A 25,706-nucleotide genomic window follows, 5' to 3' on the forward strand; every position below is an offset into this window, starting at 1 on the left:
GCGACATCAGGGCGAGGCTGATCAGCGCGGCCAGACCACAGGCACGCGAACTCGAGCAGGGCGCGAGGCGACGCAAAGGCATGAGCAGGCCTTTCAAGGACAGGGAAACGGGATGTGAACGGTGACACGAGGAGCCGGGGCAGACCGACGGCGGCAAAACCGACTACCGCAATAGCCCACCGGCAAGGGTGCGCAGGCATGGCACGGCGCGATCGGATGTGGCGCGGATGGCGTGCTTTCACCCAGGCCGGTCGCGCAGGCGCCGCGCGCCTGCGCATCCCGGCACTGCGGTGAGACCGCAGCCGCCCCGACGCGTCGTCGCGCGCCGCTCCGCGCGCTTCACGTCGAGAGAGGGCGTCGCCACATGCGCAGCGAGACCCCGAAACCGAACCGATTCGTCCGTGTTCCCGTGGCAGACTCAGGAAGGAATCGGTGCCGCCGCCCGGCGTCCAGACACCTGGACGCGCGACGACACGGAGCCTCCTCACCGGCTGCGCGCACGGTCGTAAAACGGTCGATAGCGCGAGCGAACGAGATTGCCCCGCCAATCGCTGCGCAACCCTCGCGCCATCCCTCCCCACACTTTCGACAGGTGGGCGAAAGTCGATGATGAGCAGGGTGTTAGGGCGTGTCTACAGTCTGCCGAGCACCCCAGGTAACGGAGAGCGTCGGTCCGGTCCTGGAGCGAATCAGCCCAGGTGGACCTGGTGGGTGGGGCGGTTCGCACCACACGAGGGGGGGCCCGACTGGGCGGGGCACAGCGCGATCCTTGTCAGAGCGGAACCGTCAGCCCGGCGCCAGCAGCCACCGCAGCAGGCTCTGGTAGCGATTGCGAAGATCGCGAACGGTAGCGGTTCTCATGTGCTCCATTACTGGAGCACAACGAACGCCTTCGCAACTTGTCCTGGGGAAAGATGGCAAATCGCCCGCTGATAGACTGCTTTGGGGTGATACCGGCCGGTTCGGCCGGAGATGCCGAACGTCGCAAGGCATGTACTCCCTACGAGGGGTGTAGCGTGGTGAGTGCGAGTCGTTCCGCGGTGGACCGGAGCGTTGCCAGGGTGGTCCTTGCCCTGGCAACTCCGCTGGCGTGCGTGGCGTTCTCCGCGGCCGTCGCCGCCGCGCCGGCTGCGGTGTCGGCCGAGGATGGGTCGTTTTTCGAGACCAACGTCCGGCCGCTCCTGGTCGCGCACTGTGCCGAGTGTCATTCGGCCGCCGACGGCAAACCCGAAGCGGCCCTGTCGTTCGACTCGCGGGCCGATTTCCTCTCTGCCGAGGGCATCGCCGTCGCCGGGAAGCCCGACGACAGCCTGATCATCCAGGCGGTGCGCTACGACGGCGACCTGCAGATGCCCCCGGCCGGGCGGCTGCCGGCCGAGGCGATCGCCACGCTCGAGGAATGGGTCCGCCGTGGCCTCCCCTGGCCCGACGACGGCAAGCAGGCGTCGCGCGCCACGTTCGACCTCGCCGCCCGGCGCGCCGAGCACTGGTGCTGGCAGCCGCCGGTTGCCGTCGATCCGCCAGCCGTGGCCGATCCCGACTGGTGCCGCGGCGAGATCGACCGGTTCATTCTCGCGCGGCTGGAGAAGGCGGGGCTGCGGCCGGCGCCGGAGGCCGCGCGCGAGACCCTCGTCCGCCGCGCCGCCGAGGTGCTCACCGGCCTGCCCCCCGATCCGGCCGACGTGGCGCGTGTCGGTGCCGACCCCGATCCGGCGGCGTTCGAGCACTATGTCGACACGCTGCTGGCGTCGCCCCACTTCGGCGAGCGCTTCGCGCGGCACTGGCTCGACGTCGTCCGCTACGCCGAGACGCGTGGCCACGAGTTCGACTTCCCGATCCCCAACGCCTGGCGCTACCGCGACTGGGTCGTGCGTGCCTTCAACGCCGATCTGCCGTTCGACCGGTTTCTCGTCGAGCAGGTGGCGGGGGATCTGGTCGCCACGCCCCGGCTCGACGCCGCCGGCGCCGACGAATCGACGGTCGGAACGGGATTCTGGTTCCTCGGCGAGGAGGTCCACTCGCCGGTCGACATCCAGCAGGACGAGGCCGATCGGATCGACAACCGCATCGACACGTTCGGGAAGGCGTTTCTCGGGCTGCCGCTGGGCTGTGCACGCTGCCACGACCACAAGTTCGACGCGATCTCCGCCGCCGACTATTACGCGCTGGCCGGAACGGTGATGTCGGCGAGCTACCGCCAGGTGCCGTTCGAGACGCTCCCCGCCAACCGCGCCGTGGCGAATCGCCTCGCTGCCGCCGACGCGGCCGAGCGCCGTGGCCTTCTCCCCGCCGTCGCCGAGGCGATCGCTTCCCGGCCGCCCGACGAGGTGCTCGCCCGACTCCGCGAGCGCCTCGCCGGCGCCGCGCCGCCGGTGCCCCGCGACGGCGCGGTCGTGATCGCCGATTACGGCGACGACGCCGCGCCGACCCCCGTGGTCTGCGACGGCACCGCCTGGCGGCGAGTGGTCGCCGGCCAGCCGTTGCCGCGGGCCGCCGCGGCCGGCCTCGGCATCCTGCCGGTGTCCGTCGCGCGGGCCGACGAGGTCTGGGCGCGGACGACGTCGACCGGCGAGCGCGAGCCGGGTCCGCTCGGTGGGGTCGACAGGGGCGGCAAGGTGCTGCGGACGCCGAAGGTGTGGCTCACGCAGGGCGTCCTCTGGCACCGCGTCCGCGGCCACGTGCAGATCTTCACCTGCGTCGATGGCCACGTGGTGATCATCGGGCCGCTGTACGGCGGCACCGTGACCACCGTCGACACTCAGGGGCAGTGGCGCTGGGTGCGGCAGGACCTGCGCGCCGACATCGACTGGTCGCGTGGCCATTTCGTCCACGTCGAATACGCGCCGATCGCCGGCGCGGTGGACGTCGCCGAGGTCGTGGCCGCGCCCGACGAGCCGCGCCGTGGTGACGCCGTGGCGCTCGAGGTCGAACGGCGCGTGGCGGCGGGCGCCGACGGTGCCACGGCGCTGGTAACGCTCCTCGACGACGCCCTCGCCGCCTGCCGCAGCGGTGGCCCGATCGGGACGGCGCAGGCCGCGGTGCTCGAGACGGCGCTGGGCGACCCGGCGACCGACTGGACCGGCGGTGCCGCGGCCCGGCTGGCCGCCGCCGCGGCACGGGCGCGCGCCGAGCGCGCCCGGATCGCGGCCGACGTCCGGCTGGCGAGTGCGACGGCGCCGGCGCTGCTCGACGGCAACGGCATCGAGCAGCAGATCCTCCTCAAGGGATCGTCGGCGCGGCGCGGCGACACCGTGCCGCGCCGGTTCCTCGAGGCGATCGACGGCGCCGGGCAGCCGGCCTGGCCGGCGGCGAGTTCAGGGCGGCGCGAACTGGCCGAACGGCTGGTCGATCCGGCCAATCCGCTCACGGCGCGCGTGGTCGTCAATCGCGTCTGGCACTGGCTGTTCGGCCGCGGCCTGGTGGCCACCCCCGACAACTTCGGCCGCCTCGGCGAGGCCCCCGCCGATCCGCTCGCCCAGGCGCTCCTCGACCGGCTCGCCGTGCGCTTTCGCGCCGAGGGCTGGAGCCTCAAGCGGCTGATCCGCGAGGTCGTCGTCAGCAACGCCTGGCGGATGTCGTCGGTCGCGGCTCCCGAGGCGCTGGCCGTCGATCCTGCCAATCATCTCCTCCACCATGCTCCTCTGCGGCGGCTCGAGGGGGAGGCGGTCCGCGACGCGCTGCTGGCCGTGTCGGGGCGGCTCGACCGCACGGTCGGCGGACCGCCGGTCGAGGTCCACCTGACGGAGTTCCAGGAGGGGCGCGGGCGCCCGTCCCCCGGGCCGCTCGACGGGGCCGGTCGCCGCAGCCTGTACACGAAGATCCGCCGCAATTTCCTCCCCCCGTTCCAGCTCGCCTTCGACATGCCGGTGCCGTTCCAGGCGATGGGGCGGCGCAACGTCACCAACGTCCCGGCGCAGGCGCTGGTGCTCCTCAACGATCCGTTCGTCCACGAGCAGGCGCGGCTCCTGGCGGCACGCGTGCTGGCGGAGCCGGTCGCCACGCCGCGCGAGCGGATCGCGGTGCTGGTCGGCGCCGTGTTCGCACGCCCGCCGCGCCCCGACGAGATCACCGCCGCCGAGGCGTTTCTCGCCGAGCAGGCAGCACTCCATGGCGTCGACTTCGCGGCCGATCCGCGCCACGAGGCCAGCTGGGCGGATCTCGCCCACGCGCTTGTCAACGCCAAGGAGTTCATCTACCTGCCATGAGCGCGCCCGGCTCCGGTTCGCCGTTTCCCTGCCGCCGCGTCCGCCCCGCGGCGCCGTCGCGGCGCCAGTGGCTGGCGGAGACGGCCTGCGGGTTCGGTGCCGTGGCGGCGACGGCGCTGCTGGAGGGGGAGCGGGCGGCGGCGGCCGGCGTGACCGCGTGCCACCATCCGGCGCGCGTGCAATCGGTGATCTTCCTGTACATGGACGGGGGCGTGTCGCAGGTCGATTCGTTCGATCCCAAGCCGCGTCTGGCGCGCGACGCCGGCCGGAACCCGCGCGAGCTGTTCAAGGTCGACGCCACGCAGTTCAACAACGTCGGCACGGTGCTGCCGAGCCCGTGGACGTTCCGGGCCCACGGCGAGAGCGGCATCCTCGTCAGCGACCTGTTTCCCTGCATCGCCGCCGAGTCCGACCGGCTGGCGGTGATCCGCTCGATGACCAGTGCCTTTCCCGAGCACACCAACGCCAACTACTTCCTCCACACCGGCAGCGGGCTGCAGGGGCGGCCGAGCATGGGGGCGTGGACGACGTACGGCCTGGGGAGCGAGAACGCCGACCTCCCCGGCTTCATGGTGATCAACGGCGGCCTGATCCCGCCGGGTGGCCTCGACAACTTCACCGCCGGGTTCCTCCCCGCGACGTTCCAGGGGTCGGTGATCCGGCCGACGGCGGCGGGGCTGGCCAACGTCGCGCCGCGCGAGGGCAGCCGGGCGCGGCAGGGCGCGAAGGTCGACCTCGCGCGGCGGTTCGACGGTGGGTTCGCCGCGGCCTATCCCGCGGTGCCCGACGCGCTCGACAGCGCGATCGCCAACCGCGAGTTGGCGTGGCGGATGCAGACGGAGGTCCCGGGCCTCCTCGATCTCGCCGCCGAGTCGACCGTCACGAAGCGCGCCTACGGCCTGGAGAGCGAGTACGAGCCGACGCGAATCTTCGCCAGCGAGTGCCTGCTGGCGCGGCGGATGGTCGAACGCGGCGTCCGGTTCGTGGAGCTGACCTGCCCGTCGGTCGGGACCGACCGCTGGGACCAGCACTCCAACCTCCGCGAGGGGCACGCGCGCAACGCCCGTGCGGTCGACCAGCCGATCGCCGCCCTCCTCGCCGACCTCGGGCAGCGCGGGCTGCTTGATTCGACGCTCGTGGTCTGGAGCGGCGAGTTCGGCCGGACGCCGTTCGCGCAAGGGTCCGACGGCCGCGACCACAACCCCCAGGCGTTCTCGATGTGGCTGGCGGGCGGGGGCGTCCGGGGGGGCACGGTCGTCGGGGCGACCGACGACTACGGCTACAGGGTGGTCGACAAGGCCTGCACGATCCACGACCTCCACGCCACGATGCTCTGGCTGCTGGGCATCGACCACACGCGGCTCACCTACCGCTTCAGCGGCCGCGACATCCGCCTCACGGACGTGGCGGGAACCGTGATCCGCGAGGCGCTCGCCTGACCCGGCGAATGCTCAGTCGCCGCCGCGCATCGACAGGCTGCGGAGCGTGAGCACGGAGCCGGCCGACATCAGCGCCAGCCCCAGCCAGCGCGGCGGGGCGAGGATCTTCCGCCCCGTCGGTGCTTGCCAGATGCCCGCTGCCGTGGCAGGGGCGGCCGGCTGGGCCCCGAGCTGAGTGGCGATGAACCGGGTCGACTTCTCGGACAGGGTGAACGACTCGACGACGCGGAACTGGACCCCCGCGAAGAACAGGAGCAGCCCGGCGAGGAGCAGGTGCTGTCGCTTGACCATCATTCGCATCGCACAACCTCCGCGGCCGTCTCGCGCCGCCCACGCGGCCTATTGTGGATCGTGCCGCGGCGGGGGTGCACTGGAGGCCGGGCGGGGAGTTTCCGCGCGGGGGGATCGTGACGGCCAGCACGGGGGCGAGGCCTCGACGGCCGCATGGACAACCCTGGAAAGCTGGGCAAGCGGCCGGTGAAGACGACGGATTTTTCTCGTGAATCGATTCTGACGGTGACGATAACTCCACCGCGTATGCCGGTTGTTCGGGTTTCGACGACTTTTCGCACACGGGGCCGACCGTGAAGCACTTCATGCGGACGAGGACGACATTGCCTGGCACGGTGTGGAGCGGCCTGTTGACGGCCGTCTGCTGTGCCACCACCGGCCTGGCCGCCGACGTCGCGCCTGTCTTCCCAGACTCGCGCGCCGAGAGCGTCCTCGCCAGCCCCGCGGTGCTCGGGGCACCGGCGCTCGAGCTCGAGGAAGCCCCGGCCGCAGACCCGGGCATGATCCTCGAACCATCGGCCGTGGAAGGGGCTTTGGTGCCCGTTGAGCCGATCCTCGGGGGCGTGCCGGACCTGCCGCAGCGGATGGCCGACGACATGCGGCTCGACGAGTCGTTCATGGAGCGGATGCCCGACGAGGTCAGCTCCGGGAGTTGGTTCTCGCTCGGGCAGTGGTACGGCTCCGCCGAGAGCGTGTGGATGGGGCGGGATCGCGAATACCGCCGCGTCGTCGGCCACGACATCCTCGTGCCGGTACCGGCGGGGCGCAACAAGCAGGGGGTGTTCGTCACCGATTCGATCCCCTACGACCTCTCCCCCGGGGCCCGGGTGACACTCGGTACCTACGTCGGGCGCGACTATCTCAATCGCGACCAGTCGCTCGAATTCACCTACTACGGCGGCTTCGCCTTCGTGGTCAACGACACCTGGAACGCGATCGTCCTCAACAGCGGAACCGCGTCGTCGTTTCTCGTGCCGACGCTCGCGGCCGCCTCGCCGGGTTTCACCGGCGCCCAGGAATACGACCTCAAGACGACCTCGAACTTCAACAGCATGGAGCTGAACTGGAAAATCCACCGCCGGCTCGGCCGCGACAAGGTGACGATGTCGCCCAACGGCGAATGGACGCGCCATGCCGAGCGCGGATGGCTGCCGAGCCTGATCATCGGGCCGCGGGTCGCCAACGTGAACGAGTCGGTCAACTTCATGGGGCGGATGCCCGGGCAGCCGGTGACGAGCTTCGGCGGCGACTACAACATCGAGACGCAGAATTGGCTCCTTGGCCTCAATCTCGGCGGCGAATTGATCAGCCAGAACGAGTTCTTCTACTGGGGCCTCCGCGGCCGGGCGGCACCGGCGATCTCGTTCACGTCCAACCAGCAGTCGTTCAACGGGGTCAACACCTACCTGCCGTCGCAGATCCCGATCCGCGACCTCGACGGCAATCAGATCGTGTTCAACGGTGTCCCGCAGACCGTCACCGTGCCGCAGGGCACGGAGAGCTGGCAGATGGCCGCCAAGCAGACGGCGCCGGGATTCCTCGGCGACCTGACGGTCCTCGCCGGCTGGAACGTAACCCCCAACTTCGCCGTCCAGTGCAGCTACGACTTCCTCTGGATCGGCGGATTGGCGACCGCGACGCGGCAGTTCAACATGAACAAGATCCGGCAAAACCCGATCGACGGCGGCGGGCAGATGTTCCTCAACGGCTTCGCGTTCGGCATCAACGGGACATGGTGAGCGGACGGCGAACGACAGCGAGCCGAGCGGACGGCGAACGACAGCGAGCCGAGCGGACGGCGAACGACAGCGAGCCGAGCAGACGGCGAACGACAGCCTGCCGAGCAGACAGTGGCCGGGAGCGTGACCGGCTCCATGCCGGGAGCGACGGCGGTTCAGCCGTCGGCGGCGATCGCCACCGCCACCGCCTGGCCGGTTGAGCAGAGATTGACCACCAGCGCCGTCGCCGGCCTTCCGGCGAGCGGCCCACCGTGGACGACGCGGACTGGGCACTGCGGATCGGGATGCTCGTAATTGAGCGTCGGCGGCACGAGCCCGTGTTCGAGCGCGAGCACGCTGGCGGCCAGTTCGACGGTGCCCCCGCCGGCGCCGAGGTGGCCGAACGACGATTTCGGCGCGGTCACGGGTACCGCTCCCAGCTCGGCGGCGATCGCCGTCGCCTCCGCGCGGTCCATGTCGATCGTGCCGACGCCATGGGCGTTGACGTGGCCGAGCCGTTCGGCGTCGAGGCCGGCAGCGGTCATCGTCGCGGCGATCGCCTGGCGGAGTGACGACCCCGTGAGGCCGGTGCGGCGCGCGCCCGGCTCGCAGCGCGACGCCGTGGCGAGGATCCGGGCCCGGATCCTCGCGCCGCGGGCCACCGCATGCGCTCGCGACTCGATGACGAGGACACCGGCCCCTTCGCCGTTGACCAGCCCGTCGCGGTCGCGGTCGAAGGGGCGGCAGGCGCCGCGGCCGTCGCCGGCGCGGTGGCTCAGCAGGGCGTCGCCGCGGGCGACCAATGCCGTCGGGTGGAGCCGGCAGCCCGTGCCGCCGGCGAGCATCACGTCGGCCCAGCCGCGCTGGATCACGCTCGCCGCCTCGCCGACGGCCAGCAGCCCCGACACGTCGCCGAGAACGATCGAATTGTTCGGGCCGCGCGCGTCGTGGGCGATGGCGATGTGCGACGCGGTCATGTTGGGGAGATGCTTGAGCAGCCAGAGTGGATGGAGCTCCTCGTGGACCGCCTCCGACCAGAGGCTGAAGTCGAATTGCCGGCCGCGGAGCGAGCGGCGGTAGGCGCCGGCGAGGTCTTCGAGGTCGGCGTAGATCATGTCGCCGCCGAACACCACGCCGAACCGGTCGGGGTCGCGTGCCGCGCCCACCAGACCGGCGTCGGCCATCGCCAGTTCGGCGGCGGCGAAGCCGAGCTGGATCTCCCGGCTCATCACCTTGAGGCTCTTGCGCGGCCGGACATGTTCCTTGGGATCGAAGTCGGTGATCTGGCCGCCGAACCGCACCGACAGGGCACTGGCATCGAAGCGGTCGAGCGGCTTGATCCCGCTCTCGCCGGCCACGAGCCGGCGCCAGAACGTGTCGGTGCCGATGCCCAGTGGGCTGACGACCCCGATCCCGGTGACGACGACCTCGAAGGTAAACCCCATGCGGGAACCCTAAACCAATCCCCGGCCGGCAGGAAGTGGTTCGCCGTGGGGGCGACAGCCGTCCGCGGCCAGGGTCCGCCCGGCCCTCGGTCCGCGTCGGAGCCAGAGGCTACGGCTGCCGCGGATGGCGTGCCCGCCACGATGAGGGTTCGATGGGGTTGTCGGCAGCCCACAGGCCACGCCGTTCGCGCCGGGCGGCGCTCTCCGCGGCCACCAGGTCGGGATCGGGCGCGCGGTTGAAGACCCAGGCATACCCCTGGCTGACGAGCCGGGTGTTCACATCGACGCCCTCCACCCGCAACCGTCCCAGCACGCGGCCGTGCTGGTCGAGCCCGTGCGACTCGACCGCGATCCGGCGTCCCCCCACCTGGGCGGCGAGGGCATCACGGGCCTCGCGGCCGAACGGCTGGTCGTATTCGGGGGCGTCGATATCGACCAGGCGGATCGGTTGATTGCCTCCGTCGGGGGCTTTCGCGGTCACCGTGTCGCCGTCGTTCACCGTGACCACCAGCCAATCGCCTGCGGTCGCGGCGTCCTGCCTCCGGCAGCGTTCGACCCCGGCGACGATCAGGCTCGCGGCAAGCGCCGCCACGAGGTGCTGCACCGGCACGCCGCGCCGCCTCCGCCGCCGTGGGGGTCGGCGCGGGGCAGAGCGATCGGGCGGCTGGTCGCGCGACGCCATCGGGGGGTGCGTCAGGAGTTGACAGATGATCGGGCGGATGTGAAATCTAAACTACCCGTCAGGCAGGGCCCACGCTGCCCCCGAAATGGTGGGAGGTGGGCCGGTGGACACCGCAGGGGAGCGGTGCATCGGTCGCGGCGGACGATGGGATGCGGGCGTGGCCATGGCGTGGGTACGTTGGCTCGTGATCGTCACGGTCGCCGTGACCATCGGTTGTTCCCGCCCACCGGAAAAGCGTGCCGAGAGCCTCGCGCGGAGTCTCGGCGGCCGGGCGGTGTTCGACGACGACCGGCTGTTCCGTTTCGAGATGCAGCGCTCCCGGATCCGCGACGACGATCTCGGCCAACTCGTCGGCTGGGTGCCGGAGGTCGAGGAGATCGAATGCACCCAGACGCGGATCACCGACCAGGGGGTCGCCCGGCTGACGGGGCTCGGAAAGCTCCGCAAGCTGACGCTGTCGAGCACGAAGATCACCAATGCCGCCCTCGGCCATCTCGCCGGCTGCCCGAAGCTCACCGATCTTTATCTGGTGCAGACGGCGATCGACGACCAGGCGATCGACGTGCTGGCGACGATGACGAACCTGCGGAAGCTCGGCCTGTCCGGGACGGATCTGTCGCCCGCAGGAGTCGAACGCCTCCGCGAGTCGCTGCCCGGTGCGACGATCTTCGCCGAGGCGATCGGCACCCGCTCCAAGTCCGCCGGCGTGAAGCGCACCGACGGAACGTGACGGTGGCGCTCGGCGGCGGCGTGCGTCAGGCCAGCCAGTCGTCGATCACCCGGCCGTGGACGTCGGTGAGGCGGAAATCGCGCCCGCTGTGCCGGTAGGTGAGGCGGGTGTGGTCGAGCCCGAGCAGATGGAGGATGGTCGCCTGGAGGTCGTGGACGTGCACCGGTTTCTCCACCGCCTTGAAGCCGAGCTCGTCGGTGGCGCCGTGGACCGTTCCACCACGGACCCCGCCACCGGCCATCCAGACGGTGAACCCGTGGTGGTTGTGGTCGCGGCCCGAGGCGACCGTCACGTTGCCCGGTGAGGGGAGCTCGATCGTCGGTGTCCGGCCGAACTCGCCCCCCCAGAGGACGACGGTGCTCTCCAGCATCCCCAGACCCACCAGGTCGTCGAGCAGCGCACCGATCGCCTGATCGCACTCCTTGGCGAGCCTGCGATGGGCCTTCTCGATGTGTTCGTGGCTGTCCCACGGCTGTCCCTCGCCGTGCCAGACCTGCACGTAGCGGACGCCGCGCTCGACGAGGCGCCGGGCGATGAGCATCTGCCGCCCCTGCACGTCGTCGCCGTAGCGTTCGCGGACATGCTTCGGTTCGTGGGTGACGTCGAAGGCCTCGCTCGCCTCCGCCTGCATCCGCCAGGCCAGTTCCATCGACGCCAGACGGGCCTCGAGCTGCGGATCGTGGGGGCGGGCGGCGAGGTGGTCGCGGTCGAGGGTCGCGGTGAGGTCGAGTTGGCGGCGCTGGGTGGGGCGGTCGAGCACCGGGTGGCGGACGTGCTCGACGAGCTCCTCGACCGTCTTCTTCCGAGTGTCGACGTAGGTGCCCTGGTAGGCCCCGGGGAGGAAGGCACTCCGCCAGTTCTCGGTGCCCTTGATCGGATAGCCGCCGGGGCACATGGCGACGAATCCGGGAAGGTTCTGGTTCTCGGTTCCCAGTCCGTAGGTCACCCAGGCGCCGGCCGCGGGGCGCACCAGCCGGCCGTCGCCACAGTTCATCAGCATCAGCGACGGCTCGTGGTTGGGCACGTCGGCGTGCATCGACCGCACCACGAGGAGCCGGTCGGCGTGGCGCGCCACCGACGGAAAGAGATCACTGATCTCCAGCCCGCTGTCGCCGTGGCGGGCGAAGGCGAACGGCGAGGGGAGGGCGGCCCCGGTGCGCCGCTCCGTGGGCAGCCGACCGGGCACCTCCTGCCCCGCGTACTTCTCGAGGGCTGTCTTCCGATCGAAGGTATCGAGGTGGCTCGGGCCACCGTTGGCGAACAGATGGATCACCGCCCGCGCCCGCGCGGCGAAATGCGGGGGCCGCGGTGCCAGTGAGCGCGGAGCCGCCGGTCCGCCGCCGTCGCCGGCCGCCGTCCCGGTGAGCAAGTCGCTCGCCCCCAGCCAGCCGATCCCCAGGCCGGTGCGGACGAGGGCATCACGTCGCGTGAGGGCATCCATGGGATCGTTCCCAAATTCGGGGCACCGTCGGCGGATCAATCGACGAACTGGAACTCCGCCGTCGCGAGCAGGGCTTGGGCGAGCCGGCACCAGCAGTCGAAATCGGTGGGGCCGGCCGCATCCGCTTCCCGATCACGCTCCAGCCAGGCGCGGGCGGTGATCCGCTCGCCGGCAGTGGGACCGCGGGACAGCACCGCCCGCCACAGTCGCGCGAGCCGCTCGTCGTCGGCCGCCCCGCTGCCCGCCTCGCGCGCCGATCGCCCGGCGACCCCCCGGGCGGCCTCCACCACCAGCGGCGCGTTGAGCACCGTGAGCGACTGCTGCGGCACGCTCGTCCGCGGCCGCACGTGGACGGCGGTGTCGGGATTGGCCAGGTCGAAGATCCGGAGGGTGCCGGGCACGTCTTGGCGGTCGAGCCGCGTGTAGAGGCTGCGCCGGTCGGCAGAATCCTTCGTCAGCGGATCGCTCCCCGGTCCACCCCGGCGGTTCGTCGACAGGGTGCCGGCCGCGCTGAGGAGCGAGTCGCGGAACGCCTCCCAATCGAGACGGCGGCGGTTGGCGCGGGCGAGCAGCCGGTTGTCGGGGTCGATCGCCGCGGCAGCGGCGGCGGTGGCGCTCGACTGCCGCCAGGCGCGGCTGGTGACGATCTCGCGGTGCAGCCAGCGGAGGCTCCAGTGCCCCTCCTCGATGAAGCGGCGCGCGAGATCGTCGAGCAGCTCGGGGTGGCTCGGGGCCTCGCCGCGGAGGCCCAGATCGCCGGGGGTCGGCACGAGGCCGCTGCCGACATGATGCGTCCAGACCCAATTGACGATCACCCGTGCGGTGAGGGGATTGTCGGCGGCGACGATCGCCTTGGCGAGCTCCAGCCGGCCGCTCGTCTGCGTGGGTAGCTCGACACCGCCGAGGATCTCCGGGAGGCGCCGGGGCACGCGGTCGCCGGGCCGGCCGGGATTGCCACGGATGAGGATCTGGCTGTCGTGGGGTTGATCGGCGTCGACGAGGACCATCGCCTTGGGGGGTCCGCCGGGAGCCTCGGCCTCGTGCCGGACGATGTCCTGCCGGCGCTTGCGCGCTTCGTTCTGCTCGGCGACGGTCGCGACCCGCATCGCCTCCGCCTGCGCCAGCACCAGTGGTGTGCCCTCCGCCCCGAGCAGCGCCCGGACCTCCGCCATCCCGTCGGGATCGGTCCCCGGGGCAGGGCCGCCGGCCATCTCCGGTGCCGCGCGCAGGATCACCCGCGCATAGGCCTCGGCCAGCGCGCGGAGCGAGTCGGGCGCGGACGAGCGCAGTTCGGCGAGCACGAGCGGATTGACGACCGTGGCGGGCGGGGCCTCGCCCCAGACGGCCAGCAGGTCGCGCACCGCGGCCCCCAGTTCGGCGTCGGGGCGACCCTCGAGGGCGACCCACGGCCCGAGGACGGGATGATTCGCATCATGGCGGTTGACGAGCGCCGCGAGCCGGTCGATGAGGAACTGCTGCAGGTCGTAGCCATCGGCCGTCCGCGGGGGGCGGTTGTCGGCGTTGCGCGGCGCCGGGCGGGCGGTTTCCATGAAGTAGTCGGCCGCGTGGGCCACCGCCTCGCGGGAGCCGCGTGCCTGGACCGCCTGCTCGTGGGCAGGGATCGCCGCCCGGAGCTCGGCCAACCGGGCGGCGAACGCCTCGGCCTCGGGGCCGGGGGGTGCCGGGCCGATCACCGGCAGGGCGTCGGGGATCCGCGAACTGGCGAACACGCCGTGGAGGGCGTAGTAGTCGGCCGTCCCGATCGGCTCGTACTTGTGGTCGTGGCAGCGGGCGCAGGCGACCGTGAGCCCCATCAGGCCGCGCGTCACCAGATCGATCCGGTCGTCGATGATGTCGTGGGTGTTGCCGAGGAAGGTCCGCCCCACGGTGAGGAACCCGAGGGCGGCGAGGTCGGCGGAATCGACCGGCGGTTCGATCCGGTCCGCCGCCAGCTGGAGGGTGACGAAGCGGTCGTAGGGGAGATCCGCGGCGAGCGCCCGCACGACCCAGTCGCGGTAGGTCCAGGCGAAGGGATAGCGCGGATCCTGGTTCGCGAACGCGTAGCCCATCGTGTCGGCATAGCGGGCGAGATCGAGCCACTTGCGGGCCCAGTGTTCGGCGTGCTCGGGCGTGGCGAGCAAACGGTCGACGAGCGCCCGGTAGGCCTCCTCGGTCGGCGCCGAGACGAACGCATCGGCCTCGTCGGCCGGTGGCGGCAGACCGACGAGGTCAAACCACAGCCGGCGGTGGAGTTCGCGTGGTGCCGCCTCCGCGGACGGCGACAGACCGGCGGCGGAGATCGCGGCGAGAAGGAAGCGATCGATCGGGGAAGTCCACGTCGATCCAGCGGGAGCGGTGGCTGGTTCTGGGGGGGCATGACGCACGGGGGGGCGGTAGCCCCAGTGCCCACCGCGGGCGGCGGCGATCCTGTCGGCCAGGGGAAGGCTCGCCAGGTCGATCGCGCCACCGGAGTCGGGCCACGGTGCACCGGCTGCGATCCATGATTCGAGCACCGCGACTTCCTCGGCCGGAAGCGGCTCGTCGGGGGGCATCGCCGCCAGGTCGCCGGTCCGCCTGATCGCGGCCACCAGCCGGCTGGCGGCGACGTCACCCGGAACGACGACAGGCCCGCCGTCGCCCCCCTTGTCGAGCGCCTGGCGGCTGTCGAGCCGCAGTCCCGCCTCGGCGACGCCCGGGCCGTGGCACCGCTGGCAGCGCGCCACCAGCACCGGCCGGACGCGCTGCTCGAACTGCGTCTCGGCGGCTCGGGCGTCGGCGGGGGGAGGCTCGGCCGCACGCGCGCTTGCCGCCCAGGCCACGAGCATGGCCGCCAGCAGGATCGCCGCCGCAGCCGGGCGTGACCGAACGCGGCGGTAGGAAAAAACCAGCTTCACCATACGTTCATCGTATCCGCCCGGCGCGGGGGATGACCGAAAGCGTCCGGCCGACCCCGGGGCGGGAAGGGTGCGGTGCGGCCGATCACGCCGAGGCTGAAAACAGCGTGGTTTTGCCCTGGAGGGGGCGCGCGGGAGGGGTACAATCGGGCCGTGATGCGGCAGGGCAGCGGCGGCCCGTGCGGGCACTGGGTCGCGGTCGAGGGGGTGTGCCGTGGGTGGTCGGTTGCCTCATCCCTGCCGCGGTCCCGTCCCCCGCCGGGAGGTGCTGCGGATCGGCGGCCTGGGGGCGCTGGGGGTGAGCCTCGGCGACCTCGTCTCGCGGCGGAAGGTCGCCGGTGCGGCCGCGCCGGCCGGCACTGCCCGGGCGCGCAACTGCATCGTGCTGTTCCTCGCCGGCGGTCCGCCGCAGCACGAGACGTTCGACCCCAAGCCGGCGGCCCCCGTCGAGATCCGCGGGCCGTTCCTGCCGGTATCGACGAGCGTGCCGGGGGTGGCGTTCTGCGAGCTCTTGCCGCGGCTGGCCCGGCGCGCCGACCGGCTGTGCGTGATCCGCTCGATGACCACCGGGATCCATTCCCATTCCACCAGCGGCTGCTTCATGCTCACCGGCCACGAGCCGGCGAGCGTCGCCGAGAACGTCCCCGCCAGCGCCGCCGACTGGCCGAGCATCGCCGCGGCGGTGGGAGCGCTGCGGCCGGCCGACGACGGCCCGCTCGACGCGGTCGTGATCCCCGAAGGCCTCGTCAACAACCCCGCCATCCCCTGGCCCGGCCAGAATGGCGGCTTCATGGGGGCGGCCTGGCATCCGCACCTGCTGCGCTGCGACCCGTCGGCGGCGCGCCTCGAGATCGACGGGCTGTCGGTGCCCGCCGAGGCCGTCCGTCGCCTCGGCGCCAGGCGCGGCCTGCTCGAGTCTCTCGACGGCCTGGCGATTGCCGGCAGCCAGGGGCTGCTCGAGGCCCAGCGCGTGCGCCACGAGGCGTTCGAGCTGCTCTCCGCCGGCGCCACGCGCCGGGCGCTCGAGATCGAGCGCGAGACGGAGGCGACGCGCGACCGCTACGGCCGGACGAAGTTCGGCCAGAGCGTGCTCCTCGCCCGCCGCCTGGTCGAGGCGGGGGTCCGGCTCGTGCAGGTCAACTACCCGCGCGAGCCCGGCGACACGACCTCCAACAATCCGCTGTGGGACACCCACGTCGACAACGCCGGCCGGCTCGAGCGCGTCCTCTGCCCGTCGTTCGATACGGCATTGGCGGCACTGCTCGACGACCTCGCCGAACGCGGCCTCCTCGACGACACGCTGGTGGTGGCGATGGGGGAGTTCGGCCGCACACCGCGGATCAACCCCTCCGGCGGCCGCGACCACTGGGGGAGCGTGTTTTCGGTGGCGCTGGCCGGCGCCGGCCTCCCCGGCGGCGCGGTGATCGGCGCGAGCGACGCCCACGGCGCCCAGCCGACGCTCCGCCCCGTCCGTCCCCCCGACCTCGCGGCGACGATCTTCCAGTTGCTCGGGATCGCCCCGGCGACCGAGTTCCGCGACGGCCTCGGCCGGCCCCTGGCGCTGGTCACCGGTGGTGAGCCCCTGGCGGAGCTGGTCGGGTAGCGGCCGGTCGGGCACGCCGGCGCCCCGGGCGCGGCGACGGGCGCGGCCAGTGCGGACCGTTGCACCCCGCAGCGAGGAGCAGCCGGCGCGCGCCTTTCACTTCGCCGTGATCCCCTGGAACGTCCGCAACGCCGTCAGCGCGGCGTCGACCTCGGCCTGCTTCGCCGTCGCCTGGGCGCGGGCGGCTTCGAGCGCCGCGGTCGATTCGGCGACGACCGCGGCGGCGGCGGCGATCCGACCGTCGATCTCGGCCATCTTCGCGCTGACGACCGGCATCGCCGCCTTCGCCTTGGCGGCCACCTCGACCCGACCGGCGGCCTCCTGCTCCCAGGCGGTGCGTTCGGCGGTCTGCGCGGCGAGGGCCTCCTGCATCGCCTTCATCTGGGCGGCCTTGGCGGCCATCGTGTCGCCGAGGACTTTCACCGCTGCGGCCAACTCGGCATCGCCGGGAGCCGCGGCGGCCGCGGCCTGGGCCTGCGTGGCGGCCGCCCCGAGGAGGCCGGCGGCGGTGGCGAGGCGTTCGAGGGTGGCCTGCGCGGCGGCCAATTCGGTCTGCCGGACGGCGACGCGTTCGAGCAACGCCCGGTGTTCCTGTTCCGCGGTCGCCACGGCGGCGACGAGGGTCTCGAGCTCCTTCTGGTTCGCGGTGCGCTCGTCGGTCATCGCCCGCCGCGCCGCCTCGTCGGCGGCGACCTTCGCCTCCGCGTCGGCTGCCGCCTGCTCCGCCTGGCGGAGCACCTCCTCCGCGGCGGTGACGGCAGCGGCGAATTCGCGGTAGCGCCCCACGAACGCCCCCTCGTCCTGCCACCGGGCCAGTTCGGCCCGGGCGGTGTCGAGCCGCGCCGCGGCTTCGGCACGGGCTGCCTCGGCGGCGTCAGCCGCCGCCCGGAGAGACGCCAGTTCCGGCTCGAGCGCCCCGACCTGGGCGGCCATCGAGTCGGCGGTCGTCCGGGCGGCGTCGCGGGCGGCGTTCATGCCGGTCAGCGCGGCATCGGCGGCGCCGAGCGCCGCTTCGCGGGCGGCGCTGTCGGCGGCCGCCGCGGCGCGGCGCTCGCGCTCGGCGCGGAGGCGGACCTCGCCGGCGGCGACGGCGGCGCGGTCGGCGCTGCCAGGCGCGGCGGCCAGCGCGGCCAACGCCGTGGAATGGGATTCGACCGCCGCGGTGAGCTGCCCCTCCACCTCCGCCAGGGCCGCGGTCGAAGCCGCCCGTGCAGCCTCGGCGGCGGCCCGCGCCGCGGTGGCGGCCTCGGCCTGTTTCTCGGTCTCGGTGAGCCGCGCCATGGCCGCGTCGCGCTCGGACATGAGCCCGGCGAACGCGCGCTGCATGTCGCCGTGCCTGGCGGCCGCGGCGGCTGCGGCCACCGCCGCCGGCTCGACCGCCGGGGCGGTGTCGGCCACGGCCTTCTCGGCGGCGGCGATCCGTTCGGCCAGGGTGGGGGGGTTCGTGGAGAGGTCGGGGAGCCGGACGGCGTCGGCCCCCTTGAAGACACGGATCGCGCCGGTCCAGTCGCCGACGACGACCGCATCGGTCTCGTCGCAATACGACGCCGCGAGGCCGAGGTCGGGGCAGGCCTCGAAGGCCTTCTGCTGGTTGCCATCCTGCGCCCAGAGCTTCGGCGTCTTGTCGCGGCCGACGCTCACCAGCCGGCCGTCACGCGTGAACTCGAGCGCCGCCACGCCGCCGCCGTGGGCGTTCCAATTCTTCATCTGGCCACCGTTCTCCATCTCCCAGAGGCGGATCGTGCCGTCCTCGCTGGCGCTGGCGAGGAGGTTGGAGTCGGGCCGCCAGGAGAGCGCGGTGACGCTCGCGCCGTGGCCGCCGAGGACGAGGTAGTCGCGGCCGGTGGCCGCCTCCCAGACGATCACGCCGCCGTTGCGGTCGCCGGTCGCCAGGAGCACGCCGTCGGGGCTGAACGACAGCGCCGTGATCCAATCGGTGTGCTTGCGCAGGTCGTGGAGCTTCTCGCCGGTGGCAGCGGAGTGGATCCGCACCACCTTCTGCGGGCCGCCGAGCGCGACCAGGGCGTGGTCGGCGCTGATGTCGGCGGCGAGGACCGTGTCGAGCTCGTCACCGACGGTGAGCACCCGACGGCCATCCTCGACGTTCCAGGCGACGACGCGGCCACTGGCGCCGCCGCGCCCGCCGCCGGCGAGGACGAGGCTGCCGGAGCGGCTGAAGGCCACCACCTGCGGCCGGCCCTCGGGGAAGGGGAGGATGCCGGCGAGCCGGCCGGTGTCGGTGCGCCACAGGACGATCTGCTTCTGACCGCACGCTGCCGCCAGCGGCGCCCAGGGACTGGTGGCGATCGAGCAGCAGGCGCCGTCGGCCGCCGTGCGGACCACCGGCTCGAGCGGCAGCCGGGCGGGGAGCGGGACCACGGCCGGGCGCTGCGACGGGGCGGCGTCGGTCGCGGCGAGCATCGGTTTCTTCTTCGGCGCCGCCGCCTTGCTCCCCTTGTTCTCGAGGATCCCGCCGGCGATCCAGCGTTCGAGGATCTTCGCCTCCGCCTCGGGGATCGGCGGCGAATCGGGGGGCATCTTCGGTTCGCTCGAGTGCGTCACGAGCTGGTACAGATAGCTCGCCGACGGGTCACCGGCCTCGACCACGGCGCCGGAGCCGCCGCCGGCCATCAGGCCGGGATACGTGGTCAGATCGAGCCCGCCGGCCTTCTTGTCGGGGTTGTGGCAGGTGCCGCAGCGCTGGCGGAAGACCGGGAGAGCATGGTCGTCGAACGTCACCTTCTCGCCGTCGGCGGCATGGCCGGGCGCTGCCCCACCGAGGAGCGCGGCGGCGATGGCGAACCGGGGGAGAACGGAGGGAAACCTCATCGGGTCACCTGCGGGATGCGGCGCCACCGTCAAAGCGCGCCGGTGCCGGGCGTCAGTGGTTGAAGACGAACTCGCGCGAGTTGAGGATCGCCCAGAATCCGTCCTCGAGGGCCTGCTGCGGATTCGCCTCGGCCGTCACCAGCGCGAGCAGATCGGCCTTTTCCGTGTCGGTCGGCCGGCGCGACAAGGCGCGGACGTAGATCTCCTCGATCACCTGCTCGGGCGACTGGCCGGCGTCGAGGAGCCGCTTCACCAGGCCCCCGGCCTGGATCTTGCCCTGGACGGTGTCGCCGTTGAGAAGATGCAGGGCCTGCGACAGATTGGGCTCCATCTTCACCTCGCAGGAGCAGACGCTCCCGCGCGTCGCCCGGCCGAAGGTGGTGAGGAAGTAGGTCGACGTGTTGCCGTCGGCGATCTGCACGGCCCGGGCCCCGAGCGGCAGCCCGGAGAACTTGTTCTTCGTGTCGGTGACGGCCGAGACCATGTCGAGGAGGACCTCCGCCCGCACGCGCCGCAGGAGGGCGTGGGAGAAGTTGCGCTCGTCGGTCGCGTTGGTCTCGTTGGTCGCGGTCGAGAGCTGGTACGTCCGCGAGGTGCAGATGTCGCGGACGAGTTTCTTGAAGTCGTACTTCGATTCGACGAACCGCCGCGCCAGGTCGTCGAGCAGTTCCTCGTTGACCGACGGATTACTGACGCGGACGTCGTCGACCTCGTCGACGAGGCCGCGGCCGAAAAAGTGCGCCCACACGATGTTGACGAGGTTCCGGGCGAAGTAGGCATTGTCCGGGGCGGTGAGCCACTCGGCCATCGCCGCCCGGCGGTCGCGGCCGGCGAGGTCGGGGGAGGCGCCGCCGAGGAACTTCGGCGGCACGACACGGCCGCCGACCGGGTGCTTGACGTCGCCGCCGCCGGAATTGAAGACCACCGTCTCGCGCGGATCCTCCCCCGGCTTGCGGCCGATCTGAGCGAAGAAATTGGCGAACCCGTAGTAGTCGTCCATCGTCCAGCGGTCGAAGGGATGGTTGTGGCACTGGGCGCACTGGATCCGCATCCCGAGGAACACCTGGGCGACGTTCTCGGCCACCTTCAGTGTGTCGGTCTCGTTCTGGTAGTAGTTCGTCGCGGCATTGGTGAACGTCCCGCCGCTGGCCGACAGCAGCTCGCGGACGAGCTGGTCGATCGGCACGTTGGCCTGGATCCGCTCCTGGAGCCAGTTGTAGTACAGGAGCATCGCCTTGTAGCTGATCTGCTGCGCGGTGCGGATCATCAGCAGCTCCGACCATTTCATCACCCACATCTCGACGAACTCCTTCCGCGCCAGGAGCGAATCGACGAGGTGGGCACGCTTGTCGGGATCGGTGCTCGCCATGAACGAGCGGTATTCGTCGGCGGTGGGCAGCGCGCCGCAGATGTCGAGCGACACGCGGCGGAGGAACTCCTCGTCGCTGCACGGCTCCGAGGGGTTGATCCGCAGCTTCCGCAGCTTGGCGTTGACGAAGGTGTCGACGGCGTTGGCGGCCGGGGGATCGGCCCACGTGAACGACAGCCCCTTGGGAAGGACGATCACGTCCATCCCCACCGTGTGCGTGTCGTAGCGTGCCATCACGAACGCCTCGCCGCGGTTCTTGGCGGTGATCAGCCCGTCGGGAGAGACCGCGGCGGAGTTGTCGTTGCCGGTGAGGAACACGGCGAGGTGGGTGACGTCGCGGTCACTGCCGTCGGCGTAGATGGCGCGGACGGTGAGCTGCTGCGTCTCCCCCGCGCCGTCGAGGACGGCGCCGGCCGGGAAGATCTCGACCTTCGTCACGGCGGGAACCGGGCCGGGATCGGTGGCCGCCCCCTTCTCGAGCCACTCGAGCAACGTGGCGTAGGCGGGGTCGCCGACCTTGATCTTCGCGCCGCCGCTGTGGGGCACGGTGCCGGTCGCCTTCTCGAGGAGCAGGCTCTCCGCCGCCAGGGCGAGGTTGAGGCGGCGGCCGGCGATCTCGCGCGTCAGCCGGTGGTGGTCGCCGTCGGGGTCGAAGCCGAACAGCGACAGGCGGAAGCCGTCCTTCCCGCGCGCCGCACCGTGGCAACTGCCGGTGTTGCACCCGGAGCGCATGAACACCGGCATGACGTCGAGTTTGAAGCTCAGCGGCGGCGTTTCCGCGGCACGGGCGACGGTGACGGGCACCGACAGCGTGCGGTCGCCGAAGCTCACCGCGATCGTCGTCGTCCCGTCGGCGACCGGCCGGACGACACGGCCGTCGAGCGCGGCGATCGCCGGATCGGCGGCCGTGAGCGTCGCCGTGGCGGTGACGTCGCGCGTGATCCCGTCGGCGTAGGTGGCCTGGACGACGAGCGACTGGCGGTCACGGCTCCCGGCCAGCTGCACGGTCGCGGGATGGACGTCGACGGCGACCAGCGCCGGACCGTCGGCGAGCGCCGGGGCGGCAAGGGCCGTGAGCGACATGGCGACGAGCGAAAGCACGCGGACGGCGAAGGTCACGGGAGGGATCCGGTGAGGTGGGGCGGGGTTCGGGTGGGGTTGAACGGGCGGTCAGGGGGCGGGAGAGGGGCTTGGGCCCTTGGCCTGCTGGCGGAGCTTTTCCAAGCGCGACAGCGGCTTGGCGGGGGCCGCCTCGGGAGCGGGCGGGGGGGGCGCTGCCGCCTGGGGCGCGGCGGCGGAGGGAGCGGCGGGCTTGGTCGGGGCGGCGATCTGCAGCTCGGTCTGGCCGCCGCGCGCCTGGACCGGCTCGCCGGCGACCGACGCGATCAGCTCCACGAACGGCGTCTTGTGGTTGCCGACCGGGCTCTTGTCGGAGGTCGCCACGTCGAACACCAGCTGCGTGGTGTCCTTGGTGAACTTCAATTCCGGAGCGCTCGTCTCCGGGGGCAGGCCCTGGAGCCGGGCCACCGCCTCCCCGTCGAAGGGCGCCTTCTGCTCGAGCGTGCAGACGATCTGCGCCGGCTGCCCCTGCTCGCAGGAGGCGCGGGCGAGCGTCGCGGTCGTGAACGGCTCGGCGATGTCGAGGCTCGCCAGCTGTGAGGCAGCCCAGGCCGGGCCGCCGACGTCGGCCTGGCCGATGCAGTAGACCGGCCAGTTGCCCAGCGCCGCGTTGGCGTCGGCATTGAGCGTGCAGAGCCCCTCGGTGGCGTCGGCGGCGATCGTGATCGACGGCGGCGCGCCGATCCCCGGCGGACGGAAGGGAAACTCGACCGTCACCGCTCCGGCGAAGCCCTCGGCACGGGTGACGACGACCTTGAGGTTCATCGAGCCGTTGCGCACCAGCGGCGCCTTGGGCTGGACGATCTCGATGCGGAACGGCAGCGCCTCGATCACCGCCATCGCCAGGGCGTCGACGCGGGCGCCGTAATACACGGCGTTGTTGGGGGGGCCGAGGATGAAGTCGGCGAAGTTCTCGAAGCGGCCGCGGATCTTCGGCTCGTCGGCGGTCGGCCGGGCCTCGAGGACCGTCAGGCCGCCGGCGACGGGGGCGTCGGCGGCCGCCTCGAAGACCACCGGCATCTGCGCGACGCTCGCCGGCATCGGCCGGGCGTGGACGGTGACGCCGGAGGGGAGCTGCCCCGGCTCGAGGACCAGCTCGCCGCCGAAGTTGGCCCGGGTGGCGTTGACCAGCACGGCGTAGCGGTTGCCGCGCGGCACGGCGATCTGCTGGCGGGTCTGGGAGTAGCGGTCGACGCGCGGGATCGAGAGGGCGAGGCTCGGCTTCACCGGTTCGATCTCGACACGGTAGACGAAGTCGGGCCGCCCGCGCCCGAGGTGGTCGGTGATCCGCACCACGTAGTCGCCGTCCTCGGGCAGCTGCAGCTGGAGGAACGAGTCGGGGCCGCGCGAGTCGTCGTTGCCGGCGATCGCCCGGCCGTCGGCGTGGAACAGGTTCATCACCGGGTCGAGGCCGCTGCGGATCCGGCGCGCGTAGCACTCGATCGCCACCGCCTGGCCCTTGGTGCCGGCGAAGCGGAAGCAATCGACGTCACCGGGGGTCTCGACGACGCCGTTGAAGGCGGTCTCCGCTGCCGCGGCGGTGGCCACCGGCAGGTCGTTGTTCGGCTCCTGCTCCAGCGTGTTGCCCAGGGCCGAGATCCGCAGTGGCAACGGCGACGGGCAGATCCCGCTGCCGTCGGTGGGAAACAGCTTGAGTACGCTGCCGGCCGCCGGCACGGCGACGTCCTGGCGGATCGGCCCGGCGGCGTCGCCGAGAAAAGTCACGGCCGTCGTGTCGCCGGCCTTGCCGCCCGCCGGGTAGACGGCCGTCGGGCGTGGGAACGAGCCGACGTGGAGACGGTAGCGGCAGTTGCCGTCGCCGGCGTAGCTCGTCTCGCGGACCTGGACGTAGTACGTGCCGTCGTCGGGGGCGAGGATCGAGAGCACGCCGTCCTGCTGGGCGATCGCGGCGTCGTCGACACTCGCCACCTCGAAGCGCCGCCCGTCGAGGATCGCGATCGCCGGATCGAACAGGTGGCTGCCGAGCCGCAGGGCCTCGACCTCGACGGCGATCCGCTGCCCCTTGGCCACCTTGATGGCGAACAGGTCGACGTCCTCGCTGGTGACCACGCCATGGACGGTCGTGCCCGGAACAATCGCCTGGGCCTCGTCGAGCGCGCCGTTGGGTTCGATCTCGTCGACCACCGGCAGCGCGCCGACGACGAACGAGCGGAAGTCGGAGATCCCGGACTTGCAGCGCACCTGGACGAGGTGCTCGCCGAGCCGGCAATCGGCCGGAATCTCGACGACGGCCTTGAAGGAATTGTCGTCGACGGGGGTCAGTGCCGTGACGACGAACCCGGCCGGGGCGTCGGGGGTGGTGGCGTGGAACAGCAGCTCCTCGGCGTCCTTGAGCCGCGCCCCCTGGAAGAGCAGCTCGCGCTGGCCGCCGCGCTGGACGCCGCGAGGGAGGATCACGCTCAGTTGCGGAAACGACGCCAGGGCGTCCGCCGCACCGAGTCCCCAGGCCACGCCGGCCATCGCCACCGCGATCCAGTGGCACCCCACCAGGCCCCGCTTCGGTTGCATGGCTGTCGTACGACGGAGACCGCCGCGTCGCGCTCCAGGGGAAGGAAGGGGGAGGGAAACCGACGCCCGCAGACCGCCGCAGCGGCGGCGGACAGGCGTCAGACGACCAGGTCGCGCCGCACCTTGCCGCCGTCGACGATCTCGATCGGGCGGTCGCCGGGGGCCATCAGCTCCTTGTCGGCGACGATCCCGAGCCGGTCGTAGATCGTCGTCGCCCAGTCCTCGACGGTGAGCGGGTCGTCCTCCGGCTCGCTGGCGGTGGCGTTGCTCGATCCGTAGACGAGCCCCTGCTTGATGCCGCCGCCGGCCATCACCACGCTGAACACTTTCGGCCAGTGGTCGCGGCCGGCGGTGCCGTTGATCTTCGGGGTCCGGCCGAACTCCGAGCTGATGCAGACCAGCGTCGAGGCCAGCAGGCCGCGCCGGTCGAGGTCGCGGATCAGCGTCGCGAACCCCTGGTCGAGCACCGGCATCTGCCCCTTCATGCTCCCGGCGATGTTGTCGTGCATGTCCCAGCCGCCGTAGGTCAGCGTCACGAACCGGACGCCCGCCTCGACCAGCCGGCGGGCCAGGAGCATCCGCATCCCCGCCTGGTTGCGGCCGTACTCGTCCTTGATCGCGTCGGGTTCCTTCGTCATGTCGAAGGCCTCGCGGGCCTTCTCCGAGCTGATCAGGCTGTAGGCACGGTCGTAGAACGTGTCGAGGGCGTCGAGTGAATCGCTCTTTTCCTTGGCGCGGAAGTAGCCGTTGACGACGTCGAGCATCTTGCGGCGCTTGTCGAAGCGCCCGGCGTCGACGCCGCCGGGGAGGGCGAGGTCGCGGACCTGGAAATTGCCGTCGGCGGGGTCGCTCCCCAGCGAGAACCCGGCGTAGGAACTGCTCAGGTAGCCGGTGCCGGCGAACTCGTTGGGCTGGTTGGGGATGCAGACGTAGGGGGGGAGGTTGTTGCGCGGGCCGAACTCGTGGGCCACCACCGAGCCGATGCTCGGATACTGGAGCGCCGGGCTGGGCCGGTAGCCCGTGAACATGTTGTGCGTGCCGCGCTCGTGGGCCGCCTCGCCGTGCGTCATCGACCGGCAGATCGCGAGCTTGTCGACCACCTTGGCGGTGTGCGGCAGCACCTCGCCGACGCGCACACCCGGCACGACCGTCTCGATGCTCCCCAGCGGGCCGCGGTATTCGACCGGGGCGAACGGCTTGGGATCGAACGTCTCTTGGTGGGCCATGCCGCCGGGGAGGAAGATCGAGATCACGCTCTTGGCGACCCCCTCCTTGCTCTCGTAGTTCTTGAGGTCGGCCCGGGCCTGCTCCATCCGCAGCATGTCGGCGAGCGTAATCCCCAGTCCGCCGGCGACGCCCACCGAAAGGAATCCTCGGCGATCGAGCCAGTTGCCGGTGCACTTCATCAGACT

General features: G+C 72.0%; 14 protein-coding genes. 5 read left to right on the forward strand and 9 right to left on the reverse strand.

Annotated features, from left to right (window positions below):
• Positions 1–914 precede the first annotated feature (914 nt).
• Positions 915–4,205, forward strand: coding sequence for a DUF1553 domain-containing protein (locus FJ309_11085; GenBank protein MBM3955141.1), 3,291 nt, complete (start codon positions 915–917; stop codon positions 4,203–4,205).
• Complete coding sequence (locus FJ309_11090; protein MBM3955142.1) at positions 4,202–5,644, forward strand: DUF1501 domain-containing protein; 1,443 nt, start codon at positions 4,202–4,204, stop codon at positions 5,642–5,644. The genes FJ309_11085 and FJ309_11090 overlap by 4 nt, the downstream gene beginning before the upstream one ends.
• Positions 5,645–5,656: 12 nt before the next feature.
• Here FJ309_11090 and FJ309_11095 read toward each other — a convergent pair whose 3' ends face one another.
• Positions 5,657–5,944 carry a hypothetical protein gene (locus tag FJ309_11095; GenBank protein MBM3955143.1) on the reverse strand — a complete coding sequence of 96 codons (288 nt, stop codon included), beginning with the start codon at positions 5,942–5,944 and terminating at the stop codon, positions 5,657–5,659.
• Positions 5,945–6,240: 296 nt separating this feature from the next.
• Between FJ309_11095 and FJ309_11100 the strand changes: the two genes are divergently transcribed.
• Positions 6,241–7,674 (forward strand): hypothetical protein, encoded by a 1,434-nt coding sequence (locus FJ309_11100; protein ID MBM3955144.1) that lies wholly within the window; start codon positions 6,241–6,243, stop codon positions 7,672–7,674.
• A gap of 155 nt (positions 7,675–7,829) precedes the next feature.
• On the opposite strand, the gene FJ309_11105 is transcribed toward FJ309_11100, so the two are convergent.
• A complete protein-coding gene (locus FJ309_11105; GenBank protein ID MBM3955145.1) occupies positions 7,830–9,098 on the reverse strand; it encodes a beta-ketoacyl-[acyl-carrier-protein] synthase family protein in 1,269 nt (422 codons plus the stop codon).
• A 109-nt stretch (positions 9,099–9,207) separates the two neighbouring features.
• On the reverse strand, positions 9,208–9,780 hold the full coding sequence (locus FJ309_11110) for a thermonuclease family protein (protein ID MBM3955146.1): 573 nt from the start codon (positions 9,778–9,780) through the stop codon (positions 9,208–9,210).
• A gap of 85 nt (positions 9,781–9,865) precedes the next feature.
• On the opposite strand from FJ309_11110, the gene FJ309_11115 reads away from it, so the two are divergent.
• The gene (locus FJ309_11115; GenBank protein ID MBM3955147.1) at positions 9,866–10,510 is read left to right on the forward strand and encodes a hypothetical protein; all 645 of its coding nucleotides are present in this window, start codon (positions 9,866–9,868) and stop codon (positions 10,508–10,510) included.
• Positions 10,511–10,535: 25 nt separating this feature from the next.
• On the opposite strand, the gene FJ309_11120 is transcribed toward FJ309_11115, so the two are convergent.
• Both FJ309_11120 and FJ309_11125 read right to left on the reverse strand, forming a co-directional pair.
• The gene (locus tag FJ309_11120) at positions 10,536–11,951 is read right to left on the reverse strand and encodes a DUF1501 domain-containing protein (protein ID MBM3955148.1); all 1,416 of its coding nucleotides are present in this window, start codon (positions 11,949–11,951) and stop codon (positions 10,536–10,538) included.
• A 35-nt stretch (positions 11,952–11,986) separates the two neighbouring features.
• Entirely contained in the window at positions 11,987–14,848 is a 2,862-nt protein-coding gene (locus tag FJ309_11125; protein MBM3955149.1) for a DUF1553 domain-containing protein, read from the reverse strand.
• Between the two features lie 211 nt (positions 14,849–15,059).
• On the opposite strand from FJ309_11125, the gene FJ309_11130 reads away from it, so the two are divergent.
• Positions 15,060–16,448: a DUF1501 domain-containing protein gene (locus FJ309_11130; protein MBM3955150.1), complete on the forward strand. Its 1,389-nt coding sequence runs from the start codon at positions 15,060–15,062 to the stop codon at positions 16,446–16,448.
• Between the two features lie 96 nt (positions 16,449–16,544).
• Here the strand turns inward: FJ309_11130 and FJ309_11135 are convergent, their stop codons facing one another.
• The 4 genes from FJ309_11135 to FJ309_11150 all read right to left on the reverse strand — a co-directional run bounded on the left by FJ309_11135 (position 16,545) and on the right by FJ309_11150 (position 25,700).
• Positions 16,545–19,277, reverse strand: coding sequence for a hypothetical protein (locus FJ309_11135; protein MBM3955151.1), 2,733 nt, complete (start codon positions 19,275–19,277; stop codon positions 16,545–16,547).
• Positions 19,278–19,329: 52 nt separating this feature from the next.
• Complete coding sequence (locus tag FJ309_11140) at positions 19,330–21,729, reverse strand: DUF1549 domain-containing protein (protein MBM3955152.1); 2,400 nt, start codon at positions 21,727–21,729, stop codon at positions 19,330–19,332.
• Positions 21,730–21,816: 87 nt separating this feature from the next.
• Positions 21,817–24,294 carry a peptidase gene (locus FJ309_11145; protein MBM3955153.1) on the reverse strand — a complete coding sequence of 826 codons (2,478 nt, stop codon included), beginning with the start codon at positions 24,292–24,294 and terminating at the stop codon, positions 21,817–21,819.
• Positions 24,295–24,392: 98 nt separating this feature from the next.
• Positions 24,393–25,700: a DUF1501 domain-containing protein gene (locus FJ309_11150; GenBank protein ID MBM3955154.1), complete on the reverse strand. Its 1,308-nt coding sequence runs from the start codon at positions 25,698–25,700 to the stop codon at positions 24,393–24,395.
• Between the last annotated feature and the right edge of the window lie 6 nt (positions 25,701–25,706).

Source organism: Planctomycetota bacterium (genome assembly GCA_016872555.1).
Taxonomy (GTDB): Bacteria; Planctomycetota; Planctomycetia; order Pirellulales; family UBA1268; genus F1-20-MAGs016.

What these genes read in the sequence shown, in the direction of transcription:
- FJ309_11100 (MBM3955144.1), top strand. Translation starts at nt 6,241, where the DNA reads ATGCGGACGAGGACGACATTGCCTGGCACGGTGTGGAGCGGCCTGTTG.
- FJ309_11120 (MBM3955148.1), bottom strand. Translation starts at nt 11,951, where the DNA reads ATGGATGCCCTCACGCGACGTGATGCCCTCGTCCGCACCGGCCTGGGG.
- FJ309_11095 (MBM3955143.1), bottom strand. Translation starts at nt 5,944, where the DNA reads ATGCGAATGATGGTCAAGCGACAGCACCTGCTCCTCGCCGGGCTGCTC.
- FJ309_11115 (MBM3955147.1), top strand. Translation starts at nt 9,866, where the DNA reads ATGGTGGGAGGTGGGCCGGTGGACACCGCAGGGGAGCGGTGCATCGGT.
- FJ309_11140 (MBM3955152.1), bottom strand. Translation starts at nt 21,729, where the DNA reads ATGTCGCTCACGGCCCTTGCCGCCCCGGCGCTCGCCGACGGTCCGGCG.
- FJ309_11085 (MBM3955141.1), top strand. Translation starts at nt 915, where the DNA reads ATGGCAAATCGCCCGCTGATAGACTGCTTTGGGGTGATACCGGCCGGT.
- FJ309_11135 (MBM3955151.1), bottom strand. Translation starts at nt 19,277, where the DNA reads ATGAGGTTTCCCTCCGTTCTCCCCCGGTTCGCCATCGCCGCCGCGCTC.
- FJ309_11145 (MBM3955153.1), bottom strand. Translation starts at nt 24,294, where the DNA reads ATGCAACCGAAGCGGGGCCTGGTGGGGTGCCACTGGATCGCGGTGGCG.
- FJ309_11110 (MBM3955146.1), bottom strand. Translation starts at nt 9,780, where the DNA reads ATGGCGTCGCGCGACCAGCCGCCCGATCGCTCTGCCCCGCGCCGACCC.
- FJ309_11105 (MBM3955145.1), bottom strand. Translation starts at nt 9,098, where the DNA reads ATGGGGTTTACCTTCGAGGTCGTCGTCACCGGGATCGGGGTCGTCAGC.
- FJ309_11125 (MBM3955149.1), bottom strand. Translation starts at nt 14,848, where the DNA reads ATGGTGAAGCTGGTTTTTTCCTACCGCCGCGTTCGGTCACGCCCGGCT.
- FJ309_11150 (MBM3955154.1), bottom strand. Translation starts at nt 25,700, where the DNA reads ATGAAGTGCACCGGCAACTGGCTCGATCGCCGAGGATTCCTTTCGGTG.
- FJ309_11090 (MBM3955142.1), top strand. Translation starts at nt 4,202, where the DNA reads ATGAGCGCGCCCGGCTCCGGTTCGCCGTTTCCCTGCCGCCGCGTCCGC.